We start from the raw sequence: 18,704 nt of genomic DNA, 5'->3' as shown, positions 1-18,704 counted from the left end.
CTTACTCTGCATATCACTCTGGCTTGGTGCTAAGCCAGCTTCAAGATCCGGCCAATGTTCTCACAGGTTCTCTCCACGTTCTTGGGTCCATCAGCTAACAGCTTCTCGATATCTGAAGCACCTGGCACGATGCCAAAGATCGCATCAATTCCTTCTTCGTATAACACTTCAACACCTTCACCAATATATCCAGCCAGTGCAATAACTTTCTTGCCCTCCAGCTTGGCTGCTTTCGCAACACCATAAGGCGTCTTGCCAAATTGGGTCTGGAAGTCCATACCGCCTTCCCCGGTGAGACAATAATCCGCAGATGCCAGCTTGCTGCGAAGTCCGGTGTACTCAATGACGATGTCGATTCCACGCTGCAGCGTCGCCTGTGTAAAGATAAGCAAGCCTGCGCCAAGTCCTCCTGCAGCACCTGCTCCAGGAATGTCACGCACTTCTTTGCCAAGCTGTTCCTTAACTACCGCTGCATAATTTGCAAGATTAGCATCCAGCGTGAGCACCATCTCTGGAGTTGCTCCTTTTTGCGGTCCAAAGACATGCGAGGCTCCCGTTTCTCCACACAGTGGATTCGTAACATCACAAGCAACGATGATTTCTACATCTGCAAGGCGTGCATCCAGTTCACTTGTATCGATCGTGGCAAGTTTACCGAGACTCCCGCCGCCGCGCGGCAGCGTGTGTCCTTCCTCATCCAGAAACTTCACACCAAGCGCTTCTGCCATACCCGCACCGCCATCGTTTGTTGCACTGCCGCCAATACCAATAATGATCTTCTTGATACCTTGATCAAGACATTCCTTAATCAGTTCACCTGTGCCATAGGTAGTTGTAATCAGAGGATTTTTCGTTTCCTTCGTTACCAGATGAATCCCGCTTGCGGAGGCCATCTCAATCGCAGCCGTCACGCCATCTCCCATAATTCCGTACTTTGCGGTAACGGTCTCACCTAACGGTCCTGCGACCTTTTTTTCCACCATTCTACCGCCTGTTGCGTCAACGAGAGATTGAACGGTTCCTTCTCCGCCATCTGCCATAGGAACATGTACATAATTCGCTTCTGGAAATGCTTTGCGCAAGCCTGCCTCCATTGCTACACAGACTTCCTTTGCCGTCATGCTTTCTTTGAAAGAATCGGGTGCCAGCAAAAATGTCGGTTGTTGCATTCTCTCACCTCATAAGTTCATATTTTTTATTCTCATAAAAGTGAATTTAATTTCTTAGCTGCTCTTATAATAAAAATCCGTAGAGCAATGTAGCTACAATTGCCATCGTACCGCCGACAATCGCTTCATATGGCACAAGTCCCATACGCTGCTTAATCGTCATGTTCATACTTCCTGCGGTCACGTGGAAATAGTTACCTTGCGGCAAGGAGTCAATAACAGTCGCACCTGTGTGAACCATTGCCGCCGCTGCAAGAGGTGCAGTACCCATATTCAGGATGGCTTCACCAAATGATCCGGTTGCCAGGATAACACCTGTTGAAGTTGAAGCGGTTGCTGCGGCCATCAAAATACCTGCGATCGGTGCAAGGAAAGTACCTGAAATACCGGAAGCTTCGATAATACCTACGACCTGTGTGGATAGATCCGAATTTGAGATAAGTCCTGCAATTCCACCTGCACCGAGCAGGATGAGAACCGTTGCGGTCATTTTATTAAGTCCGGAAGCGGAGTAGTCCAGGATTTTGTTTGCTTTTCCCATCGCCAGCATCCCGATAATCCCTGCGATCGGCAGGATATACATTGCGTCTACTTTAAAGCTGGCAAGCAAATCGATGCCCAGGATAGAACCAATTGGGTTGATCATGAGCAACACGACAGCGACGAGCGGTGCCACAATGGCTGTTTTGAGCGGCGGGTATTTGGAAGTATCGACTTCCTCATCATTTACCGCTTCTTCAGCCGATACCATCACACCTTTATTTTTGAGCATGGATGCTACAATTACCGTTACAGCGAGTCCGAACAGAGCAGGAATGAAGCCTGCGATCATTACTTGACTCAAATCGAGATTAAATCCGTTTGCCGCTGCAATCGTATTCGGGTTAGGTGAAATAATATTCCCTGCCTTACCCCCGCCCGAGAGGGCAAGCAATAGAGCAATCTTCGAAATGCCCATTTTGTTACCCACGGACAAAGCAATCGGTGCGACGATCAGTACTGCGACGGGAATAAATACACCTACGGCAGTAATAATCATCGTGGCAAGGGCAAGGGCGAGAATCGCTTTGCCGCCGCCAAATTTCTTCACAATCGCCTGAGCAATTGTTTCGGCTGCACCTGACTCCATCATTACGCCGGCCAGAACCCCTGCGGCGAGCACTCTCAGAACCGTACCCATGACACTTTGTGTTCCACTGACCAGTACATCTATGGTCTCCTGCAGATTGGCTCCGCCAATCAACGCCCCGATTATCGCGCCTAGAAATAATGCATACACCGGATTCAGCTTTCTCAAGATGAGGATGATCGCAATGGCAAGCCCGACGAGCGCCCCGATCCAACTGATGGTTAATCCGTCCATCTTTGTATGCCCCCTTATGTTTATTTATGAATTCGCTTTCTTTTTGAATACGCTTTCAGTATAAGATGAATTTAAGTTAAGAGATATTGATAAACGGACGATTTTTATTGTGCATTTGCACAATACTACTTCGTTTTAATTACAAAAGAAAAACGGAGCTCTGCGCTCCGCTTTGATCATTCTCCTATGAGTATATTCTTATCAGTACCAGTCAACCAGTTTTCTTCCCTGTAGATCTCTTTCTCTATGTATTCCTTAGTTCTGCGGTCTAGGTATTATTCCATTCAACTTCCTTCATTTTGAGGTCTGATAGATCTCCTTCTAATACGAATGCGGTTAGACCTGTTTGACTTCTTGTTTCATGCATCTCACCCTGCTCAGGACCAAAGTGATATATTTTCAGAAGGCAAAGCACCTCTCCCTCAGTTCCGAAGGAACTGTTTAAAGAAAGATGTATTTCTGTAGGGCTAATGTTCGAGGGTCACTGTTTACTGTGTCTAATTAGATGTTAGGAAGGTTTATGTGAATGTTAACGTAATGGATGGCAATCTGCCTAAATAAGGTTTAGATACCCGCTTCCTTCATCCGCTGGAGAATTCCAACAATGCGAAGTCCTTCCACATCACTGACCGTAATTCCATACTTCTCCTGAATCCGGGTAATCTTTTTGAGAAGCGAAAATTTTGAGTCACAAAAATCAAACAGGGATGCATCGTCTGAAATGAACATGCCGTAATACTCCAGCCCAAAGATTTCTTTGAAAAAGATAATCCCTTCGGGCTCCAGCTCATTAATCTGATCTACGCTTGCATATACGATGCCCGCCTTGCTTCCCGGCCGAGGAAGCTCTCCGCCCCGCTCCAAATAGGCTTCAAAATTTCTCTGCAGATTTGAGCAGGCCTCCTCCCTCGTGTCTCCTTCGCCTCGCATCCAGTACCAATTGAGTACTCTGGCCTCCCAAGGATACTTTTTAGAATAGGAGTCTGACTCAGGTTGAATTTCTTGATTTATAATTTCAATCGGATAGTCACGAAGAGACCAATTTGACTTAAAGAAGGAAGCCGCCATCTTATATGCTGTTTTCCATGATTCTGTCAGTAATTGTTGTTTCATCGTTCATAACTCCCTCATTTATATGCTTGGGTGATATTATCCTCTATTATAACAAGCTCATACCTAATCTTCGAATGTTTGGGCATGAAGATGAAGCTTGTATATCTATTAGACAAAAAACCATCACAATTAACGAGGAATTTCGAACTTTTTCTTATGCCGGATTGCTCGCCGCAGGAAGCTTTATCCCGAGTTCTCGCAAACGCTCCTCCGTAGTTTGTTGTTTTGACATATAGACAACCAGCCCTCGATAAGATAGATGCTTCTTAGACTGCTTCTTTCGTTCGATTGGATTCCCATATTATAACTTGATTGAATTAAATCTTCACCCCATATCTCAGCTTATATGCCAGTCAACCGTCAGCTAAAGCTGCTATTTCTGATACAATGAAAATCAATGTGTATGTGAGTTATTTGAAATGAACGGAGGAGTATCATGTCCCATTCCGAAACTAAACCTGTCAAAATCGCCAAACCCAAGCTTCCCAAGCAGCTCTCATCCGTTAAACTGGCTAATTCGACGATTCTGGACCGCGCTGAATATGGCCAGGCCTTGTGTCAGGATGAAGAGATCATGGATGTCATAGCCGAGAAAGTAACCTTTGATCAGATGGTATTTGAGAACATCACCTTCAGCAGTACCTCTCTTCTGCATGCAGAATTAACAGATGTCGTCTTCAAGAACTGTGATTTATCCAATGTCAACTTCAGTGATTCCGTCCTGCATCGGGTTCAGTTTACGCATTGCAAAATTATCGGGATCGACCTTACCGCTGCAACGATGCGGAATGTGTCTTTTCAAGCGTGTGCCGGAGATTATGCAACGTTTCGTTTTGCCAACATGAAAAATATCTCTTTTCAGGAATGCTCGCTCATCAAGTCGGATTTTTATCATTCGGAATTTGCCAGCATTGAGCTGATCGGCTGCATGATTGACGGTACACAGTTCACCGGTGCGAAGCTAAAAGGCATCGATCTTAGCCAAACTGAATTTTTCAACCTCGGTGTGACGATGGAGGATTTGCAGGGCTGCATTATTGCACCGGCACAGGCACTTCTGTTCTCCAAAATATTTGGTCTGGTCATCAAGGAGTAATTCATCACACAGAAAAAATAATTTAAACGGTTTTTTATTCCTGTCAGAAATAGATCAATGTTATATTATTACAATCATGGTTTTTCGCGTTTGCAAAGTAAAAGGAGTTATCAATATGATTGAAGCAATTGGAAAATACAACACGGCCAAAATTTTTACGGATACGATCGATGAAACGGCATATGCTCAAGTGCTTGAGCTGTGCAATCAGAAGGCATTTGAAGGTGTCCAGATCCGCATCATGCCCGATACCCATGCAGGAAAAGGCTGCGTGATCGGATATACCGCAGAGCTTGCGGGCCGCGTCGTCCCCAACCTCATCGGTGTGGATATCGGCTGCGGAATGGAAGTGACATATCTCGGACCGATCGATATTCATTTTGAAGAGCTGGATCACTTTATACGTCATCAAGTGCCGCATGGCCATTCCATTCACCAAAAAGTCGCCCACCCTATTCATAAGCCCGTGCTGGAGCAAAAAATCGAGAACATCGCAAGTAAAACAGGTACGATTTACGAGAAGCATCTGCGAAGTGTGGGAAGTCTTGGTGGGGGGAATCATTTTATCGAAATTAATGAGGATTCGGCAGGCAACAAAATCTTGGTAATCCATTCCGGAAGCCGCAATCTTGGACTTCAGGTAGCCAAATATCATCAGAAAAAAGCCGAGCTCTACTGCACAGACCGCATCAAGGACCTGACACATCTGCAAAACGAGGAGATCGGTCTACTCAGAAAATCAGGCAATCTCGAGGCGATCCCTGCCGTTATTGATCAATATAAAGCGCTGATGGAAGTGTACCAGGTTCCCAAACCGCTCATGTTTCTAGAAGGAGCCGGGGCCGATGAGTATTTAGCAGACATGTATGCAGCGCAGGAATTCGCCCTCTTAAACCGGCAAGGGATGTCCAGAGCCATCTCGGAGTTCTTGAATTTGAACTATAGTAAACTAGAGAAATTTACGACTATCCATAACTATATTAATCCAGAGGACAAAATTATTCGCAAAGGGGCTATCTCTGCCAAAGCAGGTGAGAAGGTCATCATCCCTATTAATATGCGTGACGGCTCCATTATCGCTATTGGCAAAGGCAATCCAGACTGGAATCATTCAGCCCCGCATGGAGCAGGACGACTGATGAGCCGTTCCAGAGCCAAGGATATTTTGCATATGAACGATTTCAAGGACACCATGCGCGGGGTATGGACCTCATCCGTAAGCACCGCAACTCTCGATGAAGCGCCCATGGCCTACAAGCCTATGGAAGAGATTCTAGAGAATACAGCAGATGCATTGGAGATTGTAGAGATTATTAAGCCGCTGTACAATTTCAAAGCGAGTAATTAATTTGAAGAGAAGCACACAATTACCTTTCGGGGTAATAGAGTGCTTCTTTTTTATGGCTATCTATTCATTTCAGCTACTAATCGTGGATGGAACTGCCCCTTCTATATGTTAATTCTATCAATCTATGCATTCTAATGATATTACACATTCCTTATTTGCTAGAGTTGCATATGTTGCATAGTAAGGAAGGATTATATATGAAAAAAGAAGCTTATGTATCTCAAACTTATCCGCGCTTACCTTATTTAGTGAGGAATTCTACACAGATCTGATGAAGCTATCTGCGTGTAAATCCTTTGCCAACAACGGTTTCATTATCCAAGTCAACATAAACTACGAGATCTCCCATAGTATCCGTGCCGGTATGATTAAAAGTTACAGCATACACGTGGTCATGGCCTGCGTTACTATACATATAGGACTCGTTCTCCTCGTTAACGCTTACTTTCTCTACAATGGAATCCTTTGGACTGACAGGTATTAAATCTTGCTCTTCATCTGTAAGGCTGCTGTATGCCACCATTTCGAGCGATGTTTTTTCATTAGATGAAATCAAATTACAACCTGCTAAGGTGGATAAAATCACCATTAACACCGGAATGAATATAAACCTTTTCAATATCAGCACTCTCCTTTGACTTCGTCAAAAGCCGTCCTTCATCCATGGACTCTCGCTAGATATAGTCACGTTGATGAAGGAGCTTAAGATAGGCTTCGTAATTGTCGTTACCTAAATGGCATTCTGCTTTATGGACACCTCTTAGTATGTATAATTCCTGCTGCAGCTGCTGGCTCATCCCCTGAAGTGTAAACCCAGAAATGTACTGTCTATCTTCACTTTCTATAATGATCCGTAGCAGTCTGCCCTGCCTTATCTTTCTCCACAGCCGTTCTGCACCTGTTAGGGAATCCTCATCGGATGAATCCATTTTATGTGCGATCTGCATTTCCTTTATCATCTCTTGCTCCTGAGAAGTAAATATGGATGAAAGCATCTGACTGTTATTCACATGATAGATTTTTACGATATGATCGTACTGGATTAGAGGGTCATTTTTTAAATCCGTCTTTTCTAGTGGATTCACTACAACAACACCAAATTTGGTTTTCAATCGTGTGTCCGCTTCATGAATGGTGTATCTGGATGGTAAATTGGATGCCTTAAATCGTTCGTGCAGCTCGCTTACTTGAATATCCAAATAAAGTGCCCCCTTTAGTTTTCTTATTTCCTCAAGTATCGAGAATAGTAACTTTAATCCCGGTTCAATAACTTCAGATTATTCACGATATAATGAATGCCGGACAGAAGCGTCACCAGCGAGGCAATCAACATCATGATCTGATCAAGTACACATACTACCGTATTCATATCGAAGGCGGAAGATTCCTGGCTCAGCACTTTAATAGCTCATTAATTGTCTCAATCCACTGTCCGTCCGAATCTGCCAATATAGTCTCCCATCCCTTCTCTCTTGCAGGAATCAAATTACGCTCTTGATCATCAACAAAATAGATCTCTACAAATTGTTCCAGCCTGTCGTGCAAATTGTTGTATATAGAAGCATCCGGTTTGCACATGCCAACCTCGCTCGAAATGGTACAGGATGTAATATAGGGCATAAGCGGTGCCAATACTGGAGTTAACCATTCATGTCTGTGATTACTTAATATATGTATGTTAGCTTTTTCAGACCATTTCGCTACCCATTCCGCAGCAGGCAAAAGCCTCAAATGCGCTTGTACTATCCTCCTCATTAACTCATCACTTTGGTTTAATTGTTTGCTCTGCCTTCTTACCCACACGTAGAATTCCGCTTCCGAAACACGACCAGACCATAACGACTCCCTGAGCTCTTGTTTGAATCTGCGGACTATACTTTCGACGCGAACTCGATAATTTCTAACCTTTAGATTATGTTGAAAATATTGGTTTTTCTATTATTCTACACTAATGTATTCAACTCAAAAACCCCCGCATTCACATGCGAGGGGATTCAAGCTGAATCTTATATCCTATTTACGATCCTAAACATCTACAGCTGTAAAATTACCAAAGTAATATAGCATAAATGCAGCTAACAATAGAACAGCAACAATAATTCCGACAGTGATCTTCTTCTTGCGTTTGGTAAGATGTTCTCTATTTCCTGCCATATGAAGTCTCTCCCTTAATTGTTATCTTGATACTTATATAAACGTTTAAAGAGAGTTATAAACGACAGGCAAGGCAGAATTCATTCCTTACTACTTTCTTTTTGGTATGGATGCCGTAATGAAATCCTGATCCTTGAGCATTTTGGCGAGGTACAGCATCTGTCCAGCGATAATAGCTTCCTCTCCCTGTTGCCATCCGAGTATATTTATCTTAAATTACAGAAAACAACGTCATTTTCCACTATTTGATATATAATTTCTTTTAGCTATAATGTAGGCTGCTGTAACAAGATATATCTGGAAAGGAGAGCTTGCTATTCGAACCTTGGTCATCAGTGATATTCATGGCTGCTACGATGAATTTAACGCATTGCTGCATACAGCAAATTACATATCAGAGCAGGACAAGCTCATACTCCTCGGTGATTATGTAGATCGCGGACCGAACAGTAAGGAAGTACTCAACCAAATTATACAGCTTCATCAGGAATATGGTGTCGTTACACTAAAGGGAAATCACGATCAGCTGTTCCTGGATGCGATGCTGCTGCAGGAGGATGATCGCTGGCTAAAAAACGGCGGCTACCAAACGATCGAGAGCTATATGGGAGTTTCCTACTTCGAGGATCACCATTTTAATAAAAATGCCTATAAAGAAGCCAAAGCCTATATTATGGAGCATTATCCTCAACATCTGGAATTTCTTCAAAGCTTGCCTTACTACTATGAAACCGACACCCATCTGTTCGTCCACGCAGGCATTAATCCATTCTATGCGGATTTCAAAGAACAGCCGGAGGAGGATTTTATATGGATACGTGAGCTTTTTCATCATCATCCAACGAATCTGGATAAACCGGTCATTTTTGGTCATACACCGACTGTGCATCTGCACGAAACGGCCAGCATTTGGTTTCAGGAAGATAAGATTGGGATTGACGGTGCATGTGCTTATGGTAAACAGCTGAACTGTCTCGAAATTGCGGAGGATGGCACATATCAGACCTATTCAGTGTTCAAAGGGGCTAAGCTGCCTCAATAGCCGCTTCGCTGCACATAATAGATTCGTTCTCTCTAAGCTCTAAGTTCGTAGCTATATATAACTATTTTGTATACATAATACATAAAGCTCTCTGTCTTGTTTAATTCTACTGGAGAAGGGTACTTATTGATGTATCTTGTCATTCCCCTTACTAAGGAGGCGTAAACATTGGCTGAAGAGAAGCTCATACCTAAAGAAGAAGGCCTGGACCACAGTCTAAGTGTACTGCGTGAAGGCTATCTATACATAACAAATCGGACGATTGGTTTTCAGTCAGATATTTTTGAAACAAGGCTTCTTGGTGAACGCGCGATTTGTCTGCGGGGAGAGGAAGCCGCCAAGCTGTTCTATGACAACGATAAATTTGAAAGAATTGGCGCAGCGCCGAAGCGGGTCATCAACACTCTATTTGGTAAAGGCGGCGTTCAAACCTTGGACGGAGAAGAACATCATCATCGCAAAAACATGTTCATGTCCGTCATGTCAAAGGAAGCCCTTGCCCAAATGCGGACAATCACTCGCAAGCACTGGGCTCTCGCAGCTCAGCGGTGGGAGTCCATGCCGAAGGTGCAGCTCTACGAAGAGGCACAGGAGCTTCTGTGCCGGGCTGCCTGCGAGTGGGCAGGTGTGCCTTTGCGAGAAGATGAAGCACAGGAAAAGGCAGCTTGGTTTGGTGCTATGATTGAAGCAACCGCTGCGATAGGTATGAAGCACATGAAGGGCAAGAACACCCGCACTAAGGCGGAAAAATGGATCAGCGGCTTGGTTGAGCAAGTTCGCGCAGGTGAAATAGAAGCACCCGAACAGAGCACACTGCACACGTTCGCCATGCACCGTGATCTGCAGGGAGAACTTCTCGATTCACAAACTGCTGCCGTAGAAATCATTAACATCCTGCGCCCGATCGTCGCGATAGCCATTTATATCTGCTTCACGGCACTCGCGGTTATTCAGCAGCCTGAGGAACGCAAAAAGCTCACGAAGGCCGAGGAAGGCGCTCTCCAGAATTTTGTGCAGGAGGTACGCCGATTCTATCCCTTTTTCCCGTTCCTGCCTGCACGTCCGACCAAGGATTTTACTTGGCAAGGATATAGATTTGAGAAGGGTGTTCTAACTCTGCTTGATCTGTACGGTACGAACCATCACCCGGATCTGTGGGATTATCCTGAGAAGTTCAGACCGGATCGCTTCCGGGATTGGAACGGAAGTCCGTTCAATTTCATTCCGCAAGGCGGCGGAGATCACTACACCGGACACCGCTGTGCCGGAGAATGGATCACAATCGAAATCATGAAGGAAAGTCTCGATTATCTCGCGAACAAAATGGAGTATGACATCCCACAGCAGGATCTGAGCTTCAGCTTCCATAAGATGCCCTCTCTGCCGCACAGTCGTATAGTCATGATCAATGTGAAGGCGGTATAGAGAATTCATTTTTCATTACAACCAATACGGTTATTGAAAAATATGAAAAGATGATCGTAAACTTCTACGCTCATCTTTTCATATTTTTATATTTGTGAATCCAGTCCTTTGACCACTCTACATAAGATACAGCTTGAACCTCTTCTAGAGTTTTCCCTTCTAATGACCAATATCCACCAGCAGATAGGGCTTCCCCATGTGGATGCGATGTTGAAATTACATATTTCAAACCTTCAACCCCTCATTCATTTAATGTCTATGGCTTGTCCAATAATTCAGCAGAATGGGAAATCGATAGCTCCACTGTATCTGAATATGATCGGCCTTCAATATCTTCCCATGTAATTAATACAGCTGTAGACTCATAGGTATCTGCATTCTTCTTCAGCTCATCATACGCATAACTCCCGGTATTGGTGCCAAGCTGCTTCACATTATCTTCGATATCAATACTTTCCATTGAAGCCTCATCTACAGCCTTCGCTGACCAGCCAAATACATTTTCTCTGCTGCCCGTGTCCAGCTGTTCGTAGAAGCTCACATCAAAGTGGCGAATTTTTTGAAGATCCTCGGAATCCCCCATGTAGGACAGCTGTGCTTTCCCTCTCATAATCTGGCCTGCTCCAATCAGAATTGTATAGTCCTTAACATCCCACAGATCTCCGCTGCCGCTTAGAATATACATTTTTACGTCTTCATTCGGTGTCGTTTCACCCATACTTTCATGGGTCTGTGACTGAAATGAGAAGATCCCCGCAAGGACAGCAAGCACATATCCTAGAAAAATCAGTAAACCTATGATCAATACAATTTTATATTTTTTCTTCCTTCCATCTAATATCGCTCTGTTTTTCATCAAGTTAATGCTCCTCTCCCCTTGATCTCCATACGCCTCCTCTACATCTATTAAATCCGCTCTCTATGTAAAACGATTCATGCTGATCCGCAAAAGTGACAGTAACAATGGGTATTCGTGCAGTATCTGCCGCATTCAGCAACGCCCGAACTAACTGCTTACCCAGGCCCTGTCTCTGGAAATCCGGATGGATTATAATATCCTCCATATAGCCATGCTCAAGTCCTGTGCCGGCAATATAACCAAATGCGATAAGTCTACCATTCTTATCTCGTGCGCTTCCCCATAACAAACATCTCTCAAATAAGATCGGATAGTCCTGCTCTCTCCTGTCCCATCCGACAGACTGCCGTAAATCAGGCACCTCATGAGCTTGAATCAAATCATTGATCAGAATCGGAATTACAGAACTCACAGCTGTTTCCTCCTTCCTCGCTTAGCCTAAAAAATGACCGGGTCCTTCAGCTCTGACCATTGCATCAACGGTTTTCCCAGCATATTTAGGGTGATCGTCCCAACCATGATGTGCTGAGTGGAAGGACAGGTGAGATAGTGCTCCAGCATGAAGCTATTAATTCTGCATAAATATCTTCCGGAATTTCGTAAGCAGTATTCTGTCCTCCAAATGATGATATAAAGATGGACGCTTGTTATATACAAAGAGTTGTGAAAAAAAAGCCCAACCCGCCTGTAGAGTTCTTAATACGATACTCTTAGCGTATTGAGCAGCCATACCATTTTTTTATGTTCGTACGACTTCCGTACCTGCGATAAAATCATGGATTGAGCGTTTATCCTCCCTGATCGCTATCATTAGTGCACTGATAATTATTCCAATTCCAAACGTGATCGCATAAACCAGACCGGCAACGACGTCGCGCAGCAGCATGGTGCCAATTCCGGGAGGCCCTTCGTTAGATACCTTACGAATTTTAATACCGCAAATGTATTTGCCTACTGTACGTCCGCCCCAGAATACAGGCATAAGCAAGGTGTACAAAAAGCTAAGCGTATTATTCAGCCAATTCTCCTCTACGTTCCCAACTATGAAAGAGGTCACAATTGCCAAAGGGATACCGATTATAATCGCATCCAGCAAAGTAGCACCAAAACGAATCCAAAACCCAGCCGGTTCATTTACCATGACATTCACTCCATTTCGTGTGTATCTTCTAGATTGTATTCAGAATGATTAATATTTATATAACGAAACGAAGGGGAATAAGTTTCGTTGGAATTAAAAAAGCTTCATCCGAATTCAGAGGAGCTTTTCTCAAATTATAAACCCATAGCCGTTATCCCCAACGACGATTGGCGTACTTCTCCACGAATTGTCTAAATTCAGTTTGCTGCGCAGTGTTAGCAAATCCCCGTTTCGGAACACCAATGCCCTGTGTGTCATTCACAAAAACATAAAAGTATTGAGTATCTTCACGAAGATGCGCTACCTTGCTCCATGGGTAATTCGTTTGGTTAATTGATGTTGTCTCCGTAAAGCCCTGCTCATTTATTTCAATCGTATGCTCACCGATAAGGCCTTTGTTTGTCTTTACATGTCGCTGTACTTTAAACTTCACAGAAAAGACGAGATATAAATCTGCAAGTATGCCAATTAGCAGTCCAAGTATAATTGATACCTCCCAAGACCTGCCGAGCACCTTTAGTGCAGTACACATCAGGATTGGCAATAGGATCATAACCAGAAGGATCATATTCTTGAACTGAGGCATATGAAACATCACATATTTGTTGAGCTTCCAATAATCGTCTTTTGTAAAGTCTATATTAATTTTCATCTAATACTCCTCTTGCCTATTCAGTATTCGGTCCGATGACAGCTTGTCTTCGGCAATCCCTATTATGATACTCCATTATCTCTGATTTGCACCAGCTTTTAATAGAAAGCTGCCGCGAAACAAATCTGCCCGGCATTTGTTATCATTGATCTATTGAGTCTTGGCGCGGTGTACGCAGTTCTTCATCCCTTTTTCTCAGATATTCATTCATCTCTCTTAGTTCTCTTAAGATCAGCTTATTATATCGGGTGTTCTTGGAATCATCAATTGCGAGCTTAATCATAAAGTACATAATCAAGAGCCCAATTATTGTAATTATAATATTCATGTCTATCCCCCTACTCATGGTGCCTGTTGTTATTCTTAATCACTTAGTATTGTACTTTCGAACCTCTTCCACGCTTCAGTTGGCCCCAATGCATATCCATCCATTATACTGTATCTGGTATCAAAATCATCGGATTTTATCCATATTGAACTGAAATCCTTTGAAATGTGAATAGAACCTGCCGTCTGTTGCACTTTATCTTCGCCCCATCGAACAATATGATGAACATATTCCCGAGCATTTAAGTCAGCCGCAATGCGATAAGTCAACTCCTGATCTACCGTTACATTGCCTACAATTCGATGTTTGCCCGAGAGCCGTTTATACCTCTCACCTACTATATGTATCGTCGTCTTCTGCTCATATGAATCTTCTGTGGAATAAATTACGCTATTAAATGTTCGTTCGAACGGAGTACCGAGATGATACCAAACAAGACCAAGGATAACGAAGGCAAGGCAGGCAGAGATAAAATATTTTTTATATTGCTTGACTTTATTTACAATAGAAATGGTTTCACCTCCTTTTTTTAAAATTGCACACTAAACCTGCCAAACTGATGTACTCCGGTTCCGAATTTAACGAGATCATTCTCTTTCATATACGTTGCTGCTTTTTTTACTTCCTCTAAAATACTAGGGTCAAGTCCTAATGTATTATGAGAACCATACACCATCTTGACGCCAGGGATCTCCGCAATTCTCTCTAAGGAATGAACTAGATCAACCGGGCTCGTAGAAGGATAAAAAGCATATACCGGGGTTTCATCATAGAGCAGATCACCAGTAAACAAATAACCGCTATTTTCGTCAAATATAGAGATGTGACCTGGCGAATGCCCAGGCGTATGATATATGACAATCCTTCTGTTACCTAGTTCGATGAGATCACCATCCTCTATCAGACCTGTCGGCCGCCCCTGAAATGGTTTATATGTATCCGGACTAAAGGTTTGTGGTGTAGGCAATGTAATATCTCTGCTCATATCCTTTCTGATCTGCTCGATGGTTAAGCCTTGAATTCCGTTGACTAACCAATCTTCATCTGCGGGATGGACGTAGATCCGTTCAAATTCCCCATGACTTCCAATATGATCTGTATGGACATGTGTCGTGATGACATCCACAGGCAAGGCTGTAAGTTGGTCTGTCACTCTTCTTATATTATCAATGCCGAGACCTGTATCAATTAGTGCAGCCCGCTCATCCCCCAGCAATAGGAATGAATGCACCTTCTCCCAATGTCCATATTCACTGATTGCGTAGGTGCGATTGTCGATTCCCTGTACCGTAAACCATTCATCCTTAATCATCGTAGAAGCCTCCTTCAAAAAATAAACATGAACATCACTCGTCCAACATCCTGCACATTGCAAATGGCAGGATAAAAAAACAGCCAGGTCCCACAAGGAAATGGCTGTTCAACTCATTGAAGTTTATTGTATTAACAAGTTAAGAGCTTACACAGTCTGCTCATTTAGCTTGGCTTGCATGAATCTTCATGATTGCATACTTGCATTGGTTCATCGACTGAATAAGTATAACATTTCACCTCAAGTTTAGTAAGAAAAAAAGTTCTTTTCTCAGCCATCTTTGCTACACTTGTACATTTAGAACTCACGATATAGAAGAAGGTGTCTCCATGCAGCTTGAATTTGCTTATTTACCCCCAACATATTATGCTGATCTGCCTAATCCGGACGGTTATTTCCCGTTTACATTTAATCAGGAGCATGCTCCGTATATTATGGATTTCATAAGTACGGACTCTGTCTACTTCTATGAATCCAGTGCTCCGCTATTATTGGAATGGATGAACAACCTGAATACTTATCCGATCTGCTTCTGTCTGAATGTCTCATCTATCTGGCAGGAGGATCTCACACAGCTGTGTACGCAGCATTCGTTAGAACACGTGGTGCTTAATACAAGGTTTTCTTTATTGCATATTACAAACAAGGGACAGCTTGCCAGCGCACTGCCGCTACTTCTACATATGGCAAGCTGCAATGAACTGGTAGTCTGGTCGATTGGCACGAACGAGTTTCCCTTTACCATTGAGGCAAAATCTGTGGCAAATCGGAGGGGTAATCTGAGCCAGGATACGATTGTCATTGATATGGCGAAAGCCAAAACGATCTTCTGGCCGGGATACGACGGTGATTTTCTCTCTGTCCTATCTAATGATCCATGCTTCTCTAATATATCGAAGATCAAGTCTACCTTTCCTGCAGGCGTTGAATTGATCGAGATTGAATTGTCCTCATAGCAAGTGTTTACCCAGTATTAAGCCAGTTAACAATCACAGCCACCCTTTGCGAGATAATAATGCTTCAATTTGAGCGGAGTGATGTTTATTATGCCAAATGAATCTTTGCAGTGCCGTGTATAGTGTGATCGTTCCCAGCACTTCGGTTCGGAGCTTCCGGCAAAAATCTTCATCTGACAGGCTGCTTACGAGAACATAGAATCGCTTGTGTAAGATGGCAAGCAAAGTTATGGACTCATCAACCGCAATTCCCCTATAATCTTCAAGATCCGCCCATCGGTCTTCCTTGTAAGAGCTTGCGATCGGCACATCCTCGGTAAGTGCGCGTTTAAAACGAATATAGGCATTCAGGCCCAGTGGGTACAAATTGACCTATAGGATAACATAGTGAATCCATGAAAGCACCAGCTCCCTTCAATAAATAAAAATAACCCAGCCGTAAACCACGTGGAATATAGGCTGAGCTATTTTTTAAAAATATCCGCTATTGTTATTGTACTTGTTATTCAACGCTCATGAAGTGTTGAAATATCCTGGGTCCGTTCCATATACCACATGTAAAAGTGATCTGCGGCTTCCACAGGCACATCTTGAGCTTTGTGATGAAGGACAGGCTTAGCTCGATTGGTTGTTTGGATCGAAGCCAGATCGAGACGCCGCTGGAGAATGCCTTGTGTTACTTTTACTTCTATGATCTTGGCTCTTTTGGAGATAAACAAACTTGTAGAAAATCCTCCGCTCTTGAATTGAACGAAATGCTCTCCAATGCTGTATCTGCAGTTGAGATAATCCAGCACTCTCCATACCACTACACAGACAAGCAAGCTAGCGGATAGTACCCACCAAGCTTCATTCCAGCCAAATAGATTCGGCCTAAAATAAACAAGCAGCGCCGTAGCAATGATCCAGATCCAGCTTGGCCTCACAAGACGCAGCCCTAATGATGTACGAGGCAAACGCTGCATTTCGAGCGTTACTTCGTAGGCCGGCAGCATCTCTGGGATAATGGAGTGAACTTTACTTACCGGTAAAAAAGGATACAGGCTGTTTACTTCATGCTCCGCTTCCCCGACACTGCCTGCCGTGACCAGCTTGACCTCTGCAAGTCCGAGCAGCCTCTTGATAAAGGACTGCGTGATTTCAATCGCCTGTACCTTTTCTTTTGCGATGGAAAACGCCGTTTGCTCCATAATCCCTTTGGCAATATATATCCGCTCTTCATCTGAAGAAATCTCAAAATTTCCATACTTGAGGAATGTAGTCACGATCCCAAGCATGACAGCCAGCACGATGATTCCGGCGATCACTAATGTGGTCATCCACCAAGAGGACAACACCGTAGACAGTATACCCTCGGCCTGCTCCTCGATATCGATAAATTCCTGCACATTAGAATACAGCGTCCCCACAATGGGAATAAGCACCAGGAAGCTAAGTGAGGTAAAGGAAGCTTTTAATACCTCCTTCTTGGTCGGCTTGAAATGAAGCGTGCGCTGCTGTACTTCAGGAGTTTGTTCAGAGGTACCATTAAAGGCAGTGTCTTCGACCTTATCAAATGAGGCTTCTGCTGCCTGATCTGCTTCCAAATCTATCTCGCTTGCATCGCTTGGGACAGTCTCCGTTTCGTTCATCGTGTTCTTGGAGTTCATAGCAGAAGCAACACGTTCTTTATTTACTTGGTCAGCGATGTACTTCTCCAAGCGATCTGCTTCAGCACGAGAAATCACATGAAACTCTACAGCCGCTTCGTCACCCGTCATCCCTGTCTCGAACCTGATGGAGGTCACCTTAAAGATCCGATGAAACAAAGTTGCATGCCGATTCACATTCTGGATCTTTCTAAATGGAATCGTTCGCTTGGATTTAACGAATACCCCTTGTTCAAGATAAAAGGAGGTATCATCGAGGCGATAACGCTCCGTGATCCATCGCCACACGATGGTAATAAGCGAGACAACGATAACAAGATAAAATATCCATCTTCCGTAGATTACCCACTTGGCTTCGGAACCCATTTGGATAACGAATAACAGGATAATGACCGAGAACGTATTTTTGATCAGCTTCCATACTTCAAACAAAATTAACAGTGGATGATAGCGTTGATCTTCGGTCATTCATCCACCTCTTTTATTTTGGCGTAATAAGCGATTTGATCTCTCAGGTCCAGTGCAACCTGCTCAGGTAGTATGGGAATGCTGTGTGAAGATCCCATCGTATCCACCGATAATGCATACAACTTGTATTTGCGAAGCAGCGGTCCCTGTCGGGTAGCAACCGATTGAATCTTGGTCATGGGAATCAGCTGATGCACCTCGGTCAGTGTACCAAACTTCATCTGTAGAAACTGCTCCGACACATCATAGCGCCAGTGGGCGTATAGCAGCTTCGGACGGATCAAGATATCCCAGACGGCGAACAATACTAAGATTATTGTGAGTCCAATGAGAACCCAGCCGATCCAGGCATACCAGGAGAAATAAAAATTCAGAAATAACAACACCCCGAATATAACAAAGCCTATAACATTACTGATCACTGCACTAATCCACCATATTTTGACCGCATTGTCTGCTAATCGCTGCTGCGGCTCTTTCGTTTGAGAATACAATCTACCACCTCTTATTCCGACAACCCTTATGTCTTGGTCTTTTGTTTCTTCTGAATGATCGTCCACCGACAATTTTTTCATATGTACCTTGTATCTAATGTAACAGGAGAATACTCATTTGAAAATGAAAGCTAG

At 43.6% G+C, this 18,704-nt stretch carries 23 protein-coding genes; 5 read left to right on the top strand and 18 right to left on the bottom strand.

What is annotated here, in order from left to right; all coding sequences use genetic code 11:
• Positions 1–29 precede the first annotated feature (29 nt).
• The 3 genes from BM415_RS02385 to BM415_RS02375 all read right to left on the bottom strand — a co-directional run bounded on the left by BM415_RS02385 (position 30) and on the right by BM415_RS02375 (position 3,645).
• Positions 30–1,169 (bottom strand): glycerate kinase family protein, encoded by a 1,140-nt coding sequence (locus BM415_RS02385; RefSeq protein ID WP_091154177.1) that lies wholly within the window; start codon positions 1,167–1,169, stop codon positions 30–32.
• A 64-nt stretch (positions 1,170–1,233) separates the two neighbouring features.
• Positions 1,234–2,532 (bottom strand): GntP family permease, encoded by a 1,299-nt coding sequence (locus BM415_RS02380; protein ID WP_091154175.1) that lies wholly within the window; start codon positions 2,530–2,532, stop codon positions 1,234–1,236.
• A 564-nt stretch (positions 2,533–3,096) separates the two neighbouring features.
• The gene (locus BM415_RS02375) at positions 3,097–3,645 is read right to left on the bottom strand and encodes a hypothetical protein (protein ID WP_091154172.1); all 549 of its coding nucleotides are present in this window, start codon (positions 3,643–3,645) and stop codon (positions 3,097–3,099) included.
• Between the two features lie 436 nt (positions 3,646–4,081).
• Here BM415_RS02375 and BM415_RS02370 point away from each other — a divergent pair, with 436 nt between their 5' ends.
• Positions 4,082–4,741, top strand: coding sequence for a pentapeptide repeat-containing protein (locus tag BM415_RS02370; RefSeq protein WP_091154170.1), 660 nt, complete (start codon positions 4,082–4,084; stop codon positions 4,739–4,741).
• Between the two features lie 115 nt (positions 4,742–4,856).
• Positions 4,857–6,089, top strand: a complete 1,233-nt coding sequence (locus BM415_RS02365) for an RtcB family protein (protein ID WP_091154168.1) — start codon at positions 4,857–4,859, stop codon at positions 6,087–6,089.
• A gap of 277 nt (positions 6,090–6,366) precedes the next feature.
• Here the strand turns inward: BM415_RS02365 and BM415_RS02360 are convergent, their stop codons facing one another.
• The 5 genes from BM415_RS02360 to BM415_RS25755 all read right to left on the bottom strand — a co-directional run bounded on the left by BM415_RS02360 (position 6,367) and on the right by BM415_RS25755 (position 8,243).
• A complete protein-coding gene (locus BM415_RS02360; protein WP_244533120.1) occupies positions 6,367–6,645 on the bottom strand; it encodes a hypothetical protein in 279 nt (92 codons plus the stop codon).
• 118 nt (positions 6,646–6,763) lie between these two features.
• Positions 6,764–7,288: a hypothetical protein gene (locus tag BM415_RS02355; RefSeq protein ID WP_091154164.1), complete on the bottom strand. Its 525-nt coding sequence runs from the start codon at positions 7,286–7,288 to the stop codon at positions 6,764–6,766.
• Positions 7,289–7,341: 53 nt separating this feature from the next.
• Entirely contained in the window at positions 7,342–7,488 is a 147-nt protein-coding gene (locus BM415_RS24950; RefSeq protein ID WP_170862344.1) for a hypothetical protein, read from the bottom strand.
• Positions 7,482–7,892, bottom strand: a complete 411-nt coding sequence (locus BM415_RS02350; protein ID WP_280142842.1) for an HAD family hydrolase — start codon at positions 7,890–7,892, stop codon at positions 7,482–7,484. The genes BM415_RS24950 and BM415_RS02350 overlap by 7 nt, the downstream gene beginning before the upstream one ends.
• A 222-nt stretch (positions 7,893–8,114) precedes the next feature.
• A complete protein-coding gene (locus tag BM415_RS25755) occupies positions 8,115–8,243 on the bottom strand; it encodes a hypothetical protein (protein WP_280142841.1) in 129 nt (42 codons plus the stop codon).
• Positions 8,244–8,568: 325 nt separating this feature from the next.
• On the opposite strand from BM415_RS25755, the gene BM415_RS02345 reads away from it, so the two are divergent.
• Positions 8,569–9,285 (top strand): metallophosphoesterase family protein, encoded by a 717-nt coding sequence (locus BM415_RS02345; RefSeq protein WP_285850032.1) that lies wholly within the window; start codon positions 8,569–8,571, stop codon positions 9,283–9,285.
• Between the two features lie 168 nt (positions 9,286–9,453).
• Positions 9,454–10,710, top strand: coding sequence for a CYP152 family fatty-acid peroxygenase CypC (locus BM415_RS02340; RefSeq protein ID WP_091154156.1), 1,257 nt, complete (start codon positions 9,454–9,456; stop codon positions 10,708–10,710).
• A gap of 70 nt (positions 10,711–10,780) precedes the next feature.
• Here BM415_RS02340 and BM415_RS24945 read toward each other — a convergent pair whose 3' ends face one another.
• The 7 genes from BM415_RS24945 to BM415_RS02310 form a co-directional block, all read right to left on the bottom strand.
• Entirely contained in the window at positions 10,781–10,939 is a 159-nt protein-coding gene (locus tag BM415_RS24945; RefSeq protein ID WP_170862343.1) for a hypothetical protein, read from the bottom strand.
• Positions 10,940–10,966: 27 nt separating this feature from the next.
• A complete protein-coding gene (locus BM415_RS02335) occupies positions 10,967–11,566 on the bottom strand; it encodes a hypothetical protein (protein WP_091154154.1) in 600 nt (199 codons plus the stop codon).
• A 4-nt stretch (positions 11,567–11,570) separates the two neighbouring features.
• On the bottom strand, positions 11,571–11,981 hold the full coding sequence (locus BM415_RS02330) for a GNAT family N-acetyltransferase (protein WP_091154152.1): 411 nt from the start codon (positions 11,979–11,981) through the stop codon (positions 11,571–11,573).
• 327 nt (positions 11,982–12,308) lie between these two features.
• Positions 12,309–12,710, bottom strand: a complete 402-nt coding sequence (locus BM415_RS02325) for an RDD family protein (RefSeq protein ID WP_091154149.1) — start codon at positions 12,708–12,710, stop codon at positions 12,309–12,311.
• A gap of 151 nt (positions 12,711–12,861) precedes the next feature.
• Positions 12,862–13,362, bottom strand: a complete 501-nt coding sequence (locus BM415_RS02320) for a YcxB family protein (RefSeq protein ID WP_091154147.1) — start codon at positions 13,360–13,362, stop codon at positions 12,862–12,864.
• 142 nt (positions 13,363–13,504) lie between these two features.
• A complete protein-coding gene (locus BM415_RS02315) occupies positions 13,505–13,690 on the bottom strand; it encodes a hypothetical protein (RefSeq protein WP_091154145.1) in 186 nt (61 codons plus the stop codon).
• 529 nt (positions 13,691–14,219) lie between these two features.
• The gene (locus BM415_RS02310) at positions 14,220–15,002 is read right to left on the bottom strand and encodes an MBL fold metallo-hydrolase (protein WP_091154143.1); all 783 of its coding nucleotides are present in this window, start codon (positions 15,000–15,002) and stop codon (positions 14,220–14,222) included.
• Between the two features lie 329 nt (positions 15,003–15,331).
• On the opposite strand from BM415_RS02310, the gene BM415_RS02305 reads away from it, so the two are divergent.
• Entirely contained in the window at positions 15,332–15,958 is a 627-nt protein-coding gene (locus BM415_RS02305) for a hypothetical protein (RefSeq protein WP_091154141.1), read from the top strand.
• 33 nt (positions 15,959–15,991) lie between these two features.
• Here the strand turns inward: BM415_RS02305 and BM415_RS02300 are convergent, their stop codons facing one another.
• From BM415_RS02300 to BM415_RS02290, 3 genes are all read right to left on the bottom strand, one after another.
• Positions 15,992–16,324, bottom strand: coding sequence for a DinB family protein (locus BM415_RS02300; RefSeq protein ID WP_091154138.1), 333 nt, complete (start codon positions 16,322–16,324; stop codon positions 15,992–15,994).
• 140 nt (positions 16,325–16,464) lie between these two features.
• Complete coding sequence (locus BM415_RS02295; RefSeq protein WP_091154136.1) at positions 16,465–18,075, bottom strand: PH domain-containing protein; 1,611 nt, start codon at positions 18,073–18,075, stop codon at positions 16,465–16,467.
• The gene (locus tag BM415_RS02290; protein WP_244533119.1) at positions 18,072–18,569 is read right to left on the bottom strand and encodes a PH domain-containing protein; all 498 of its coding nucleotides are present in this window, start codon (positions 18,567–18,569) and stop codon (positions 18,072–18,074) included. Before BM415_RS02290 ends, BM415_RS02295 begins: the two co-directional genes overlap by 4 nt.
• Positions 18,570–18,704: the final 135 nt, after the last annotated feature.

Origin of the sequence: Paenibacillus sp. 453mf (genome assembly GCF_900116105.1) — a bacterium.
In the GTDB taxonomy this organism is placed as follows: domain Bacteria; phylum Bacillota; class Bacilli; order Paenibacillales; family Paenibacillaceae; genus Paenibacillus; species Paenibacillus provencensis.
Note: the sequence above shows the minus strand (reverse complement) of the source record. Positions and strands in the feature narration are given on the sequence as shown.

Coding starts and splice junctions, on each gene's coding strand:
- BM415_RS02385 (WP_091154177.1), bottom strand. CDS start 1,169: ATGCAACAACCGACATTTTTGCTGGCACCCGATTCTTTCAAAGAAAGC.
- BM415_RS02380 (WP_091154175.1), bottom strand. CDS start 2,532: ATGGACGGATTAACCATCAGTTGGATCGGGGCGCTCGTCGGGCTTGCC.
- BM415_RS02375 (WP_091154172.1), bottom strand. CDS start 3,645: ATGAAACAACAATTACTGACAGAATCATGGAAAACAGCATATAAGATG.
- BM415_RS02370 (WP_091154170.1), top strand. CDS start 4,082: ATGTCCCATTCCGAAACTAAACCTGTCAAAATCGCCAAACCCAAGCTT.
- BM415_RS02365 (WP_091154168.1), top strand. CDS start 4,857: ATGATTGAAGCAATTGGAAAATACAACACGGCCAAAATTTTTACGGAT.
- BM415_RS25755 (WP_280142841.1), bottom strand. CDS start 8,243: ATGGCAGGAAATAGAGAACATCTTACCAAACGCAAGAAGAAGATCACT.
- BM415_RS02335 (WP_091154154.1), bottom strand. CDS start 11,566: ATGAAAAACAGAGCGATATTAGATGGAAGGAAGAAAAAATATAAAATT.
- BM415_RS02325 (WP_091154149.1), bottom strand. CDS start 12,710: ATGGTAAATGAACCGGCTGGGTTTTGGATTCGTTTTGGTGCTACTTTG.
- BM415_RS02320 (WP_091154147.1), bottom strand. CDS start 13,362: ATGAAAATTAATATAGACTTTACAAAAGACGATTATTGGAAGCTCAAC.
- BM415_RS02315 (WP_091154145.1), bottom strand. CDS start 13,690: ATGAATATTATAATTACAATAATTGGGCTCTTGATTATGTACTTTATG.
- BM415_RS02310 (WP_091154143.1), bottom strand. CDS start 15,002: ATGATTAAGGATGAATGGTTTACGGTACAGGGAATCGACAATCGCACC.
- BM415_RS02305 (WP_091154141.1), top strand. CDS start 15,332: ATGCAGCTTGAATTTGCTTATTTACCCCCAACATATTATGCTGATCTG.
- BM415_RS02295 (WP_091154136.1), bottom strand. CDS start 18,075: ATGACCGAAGATCAACGCTATCATCCACTGTTAATTTTGTTTGAAGTA.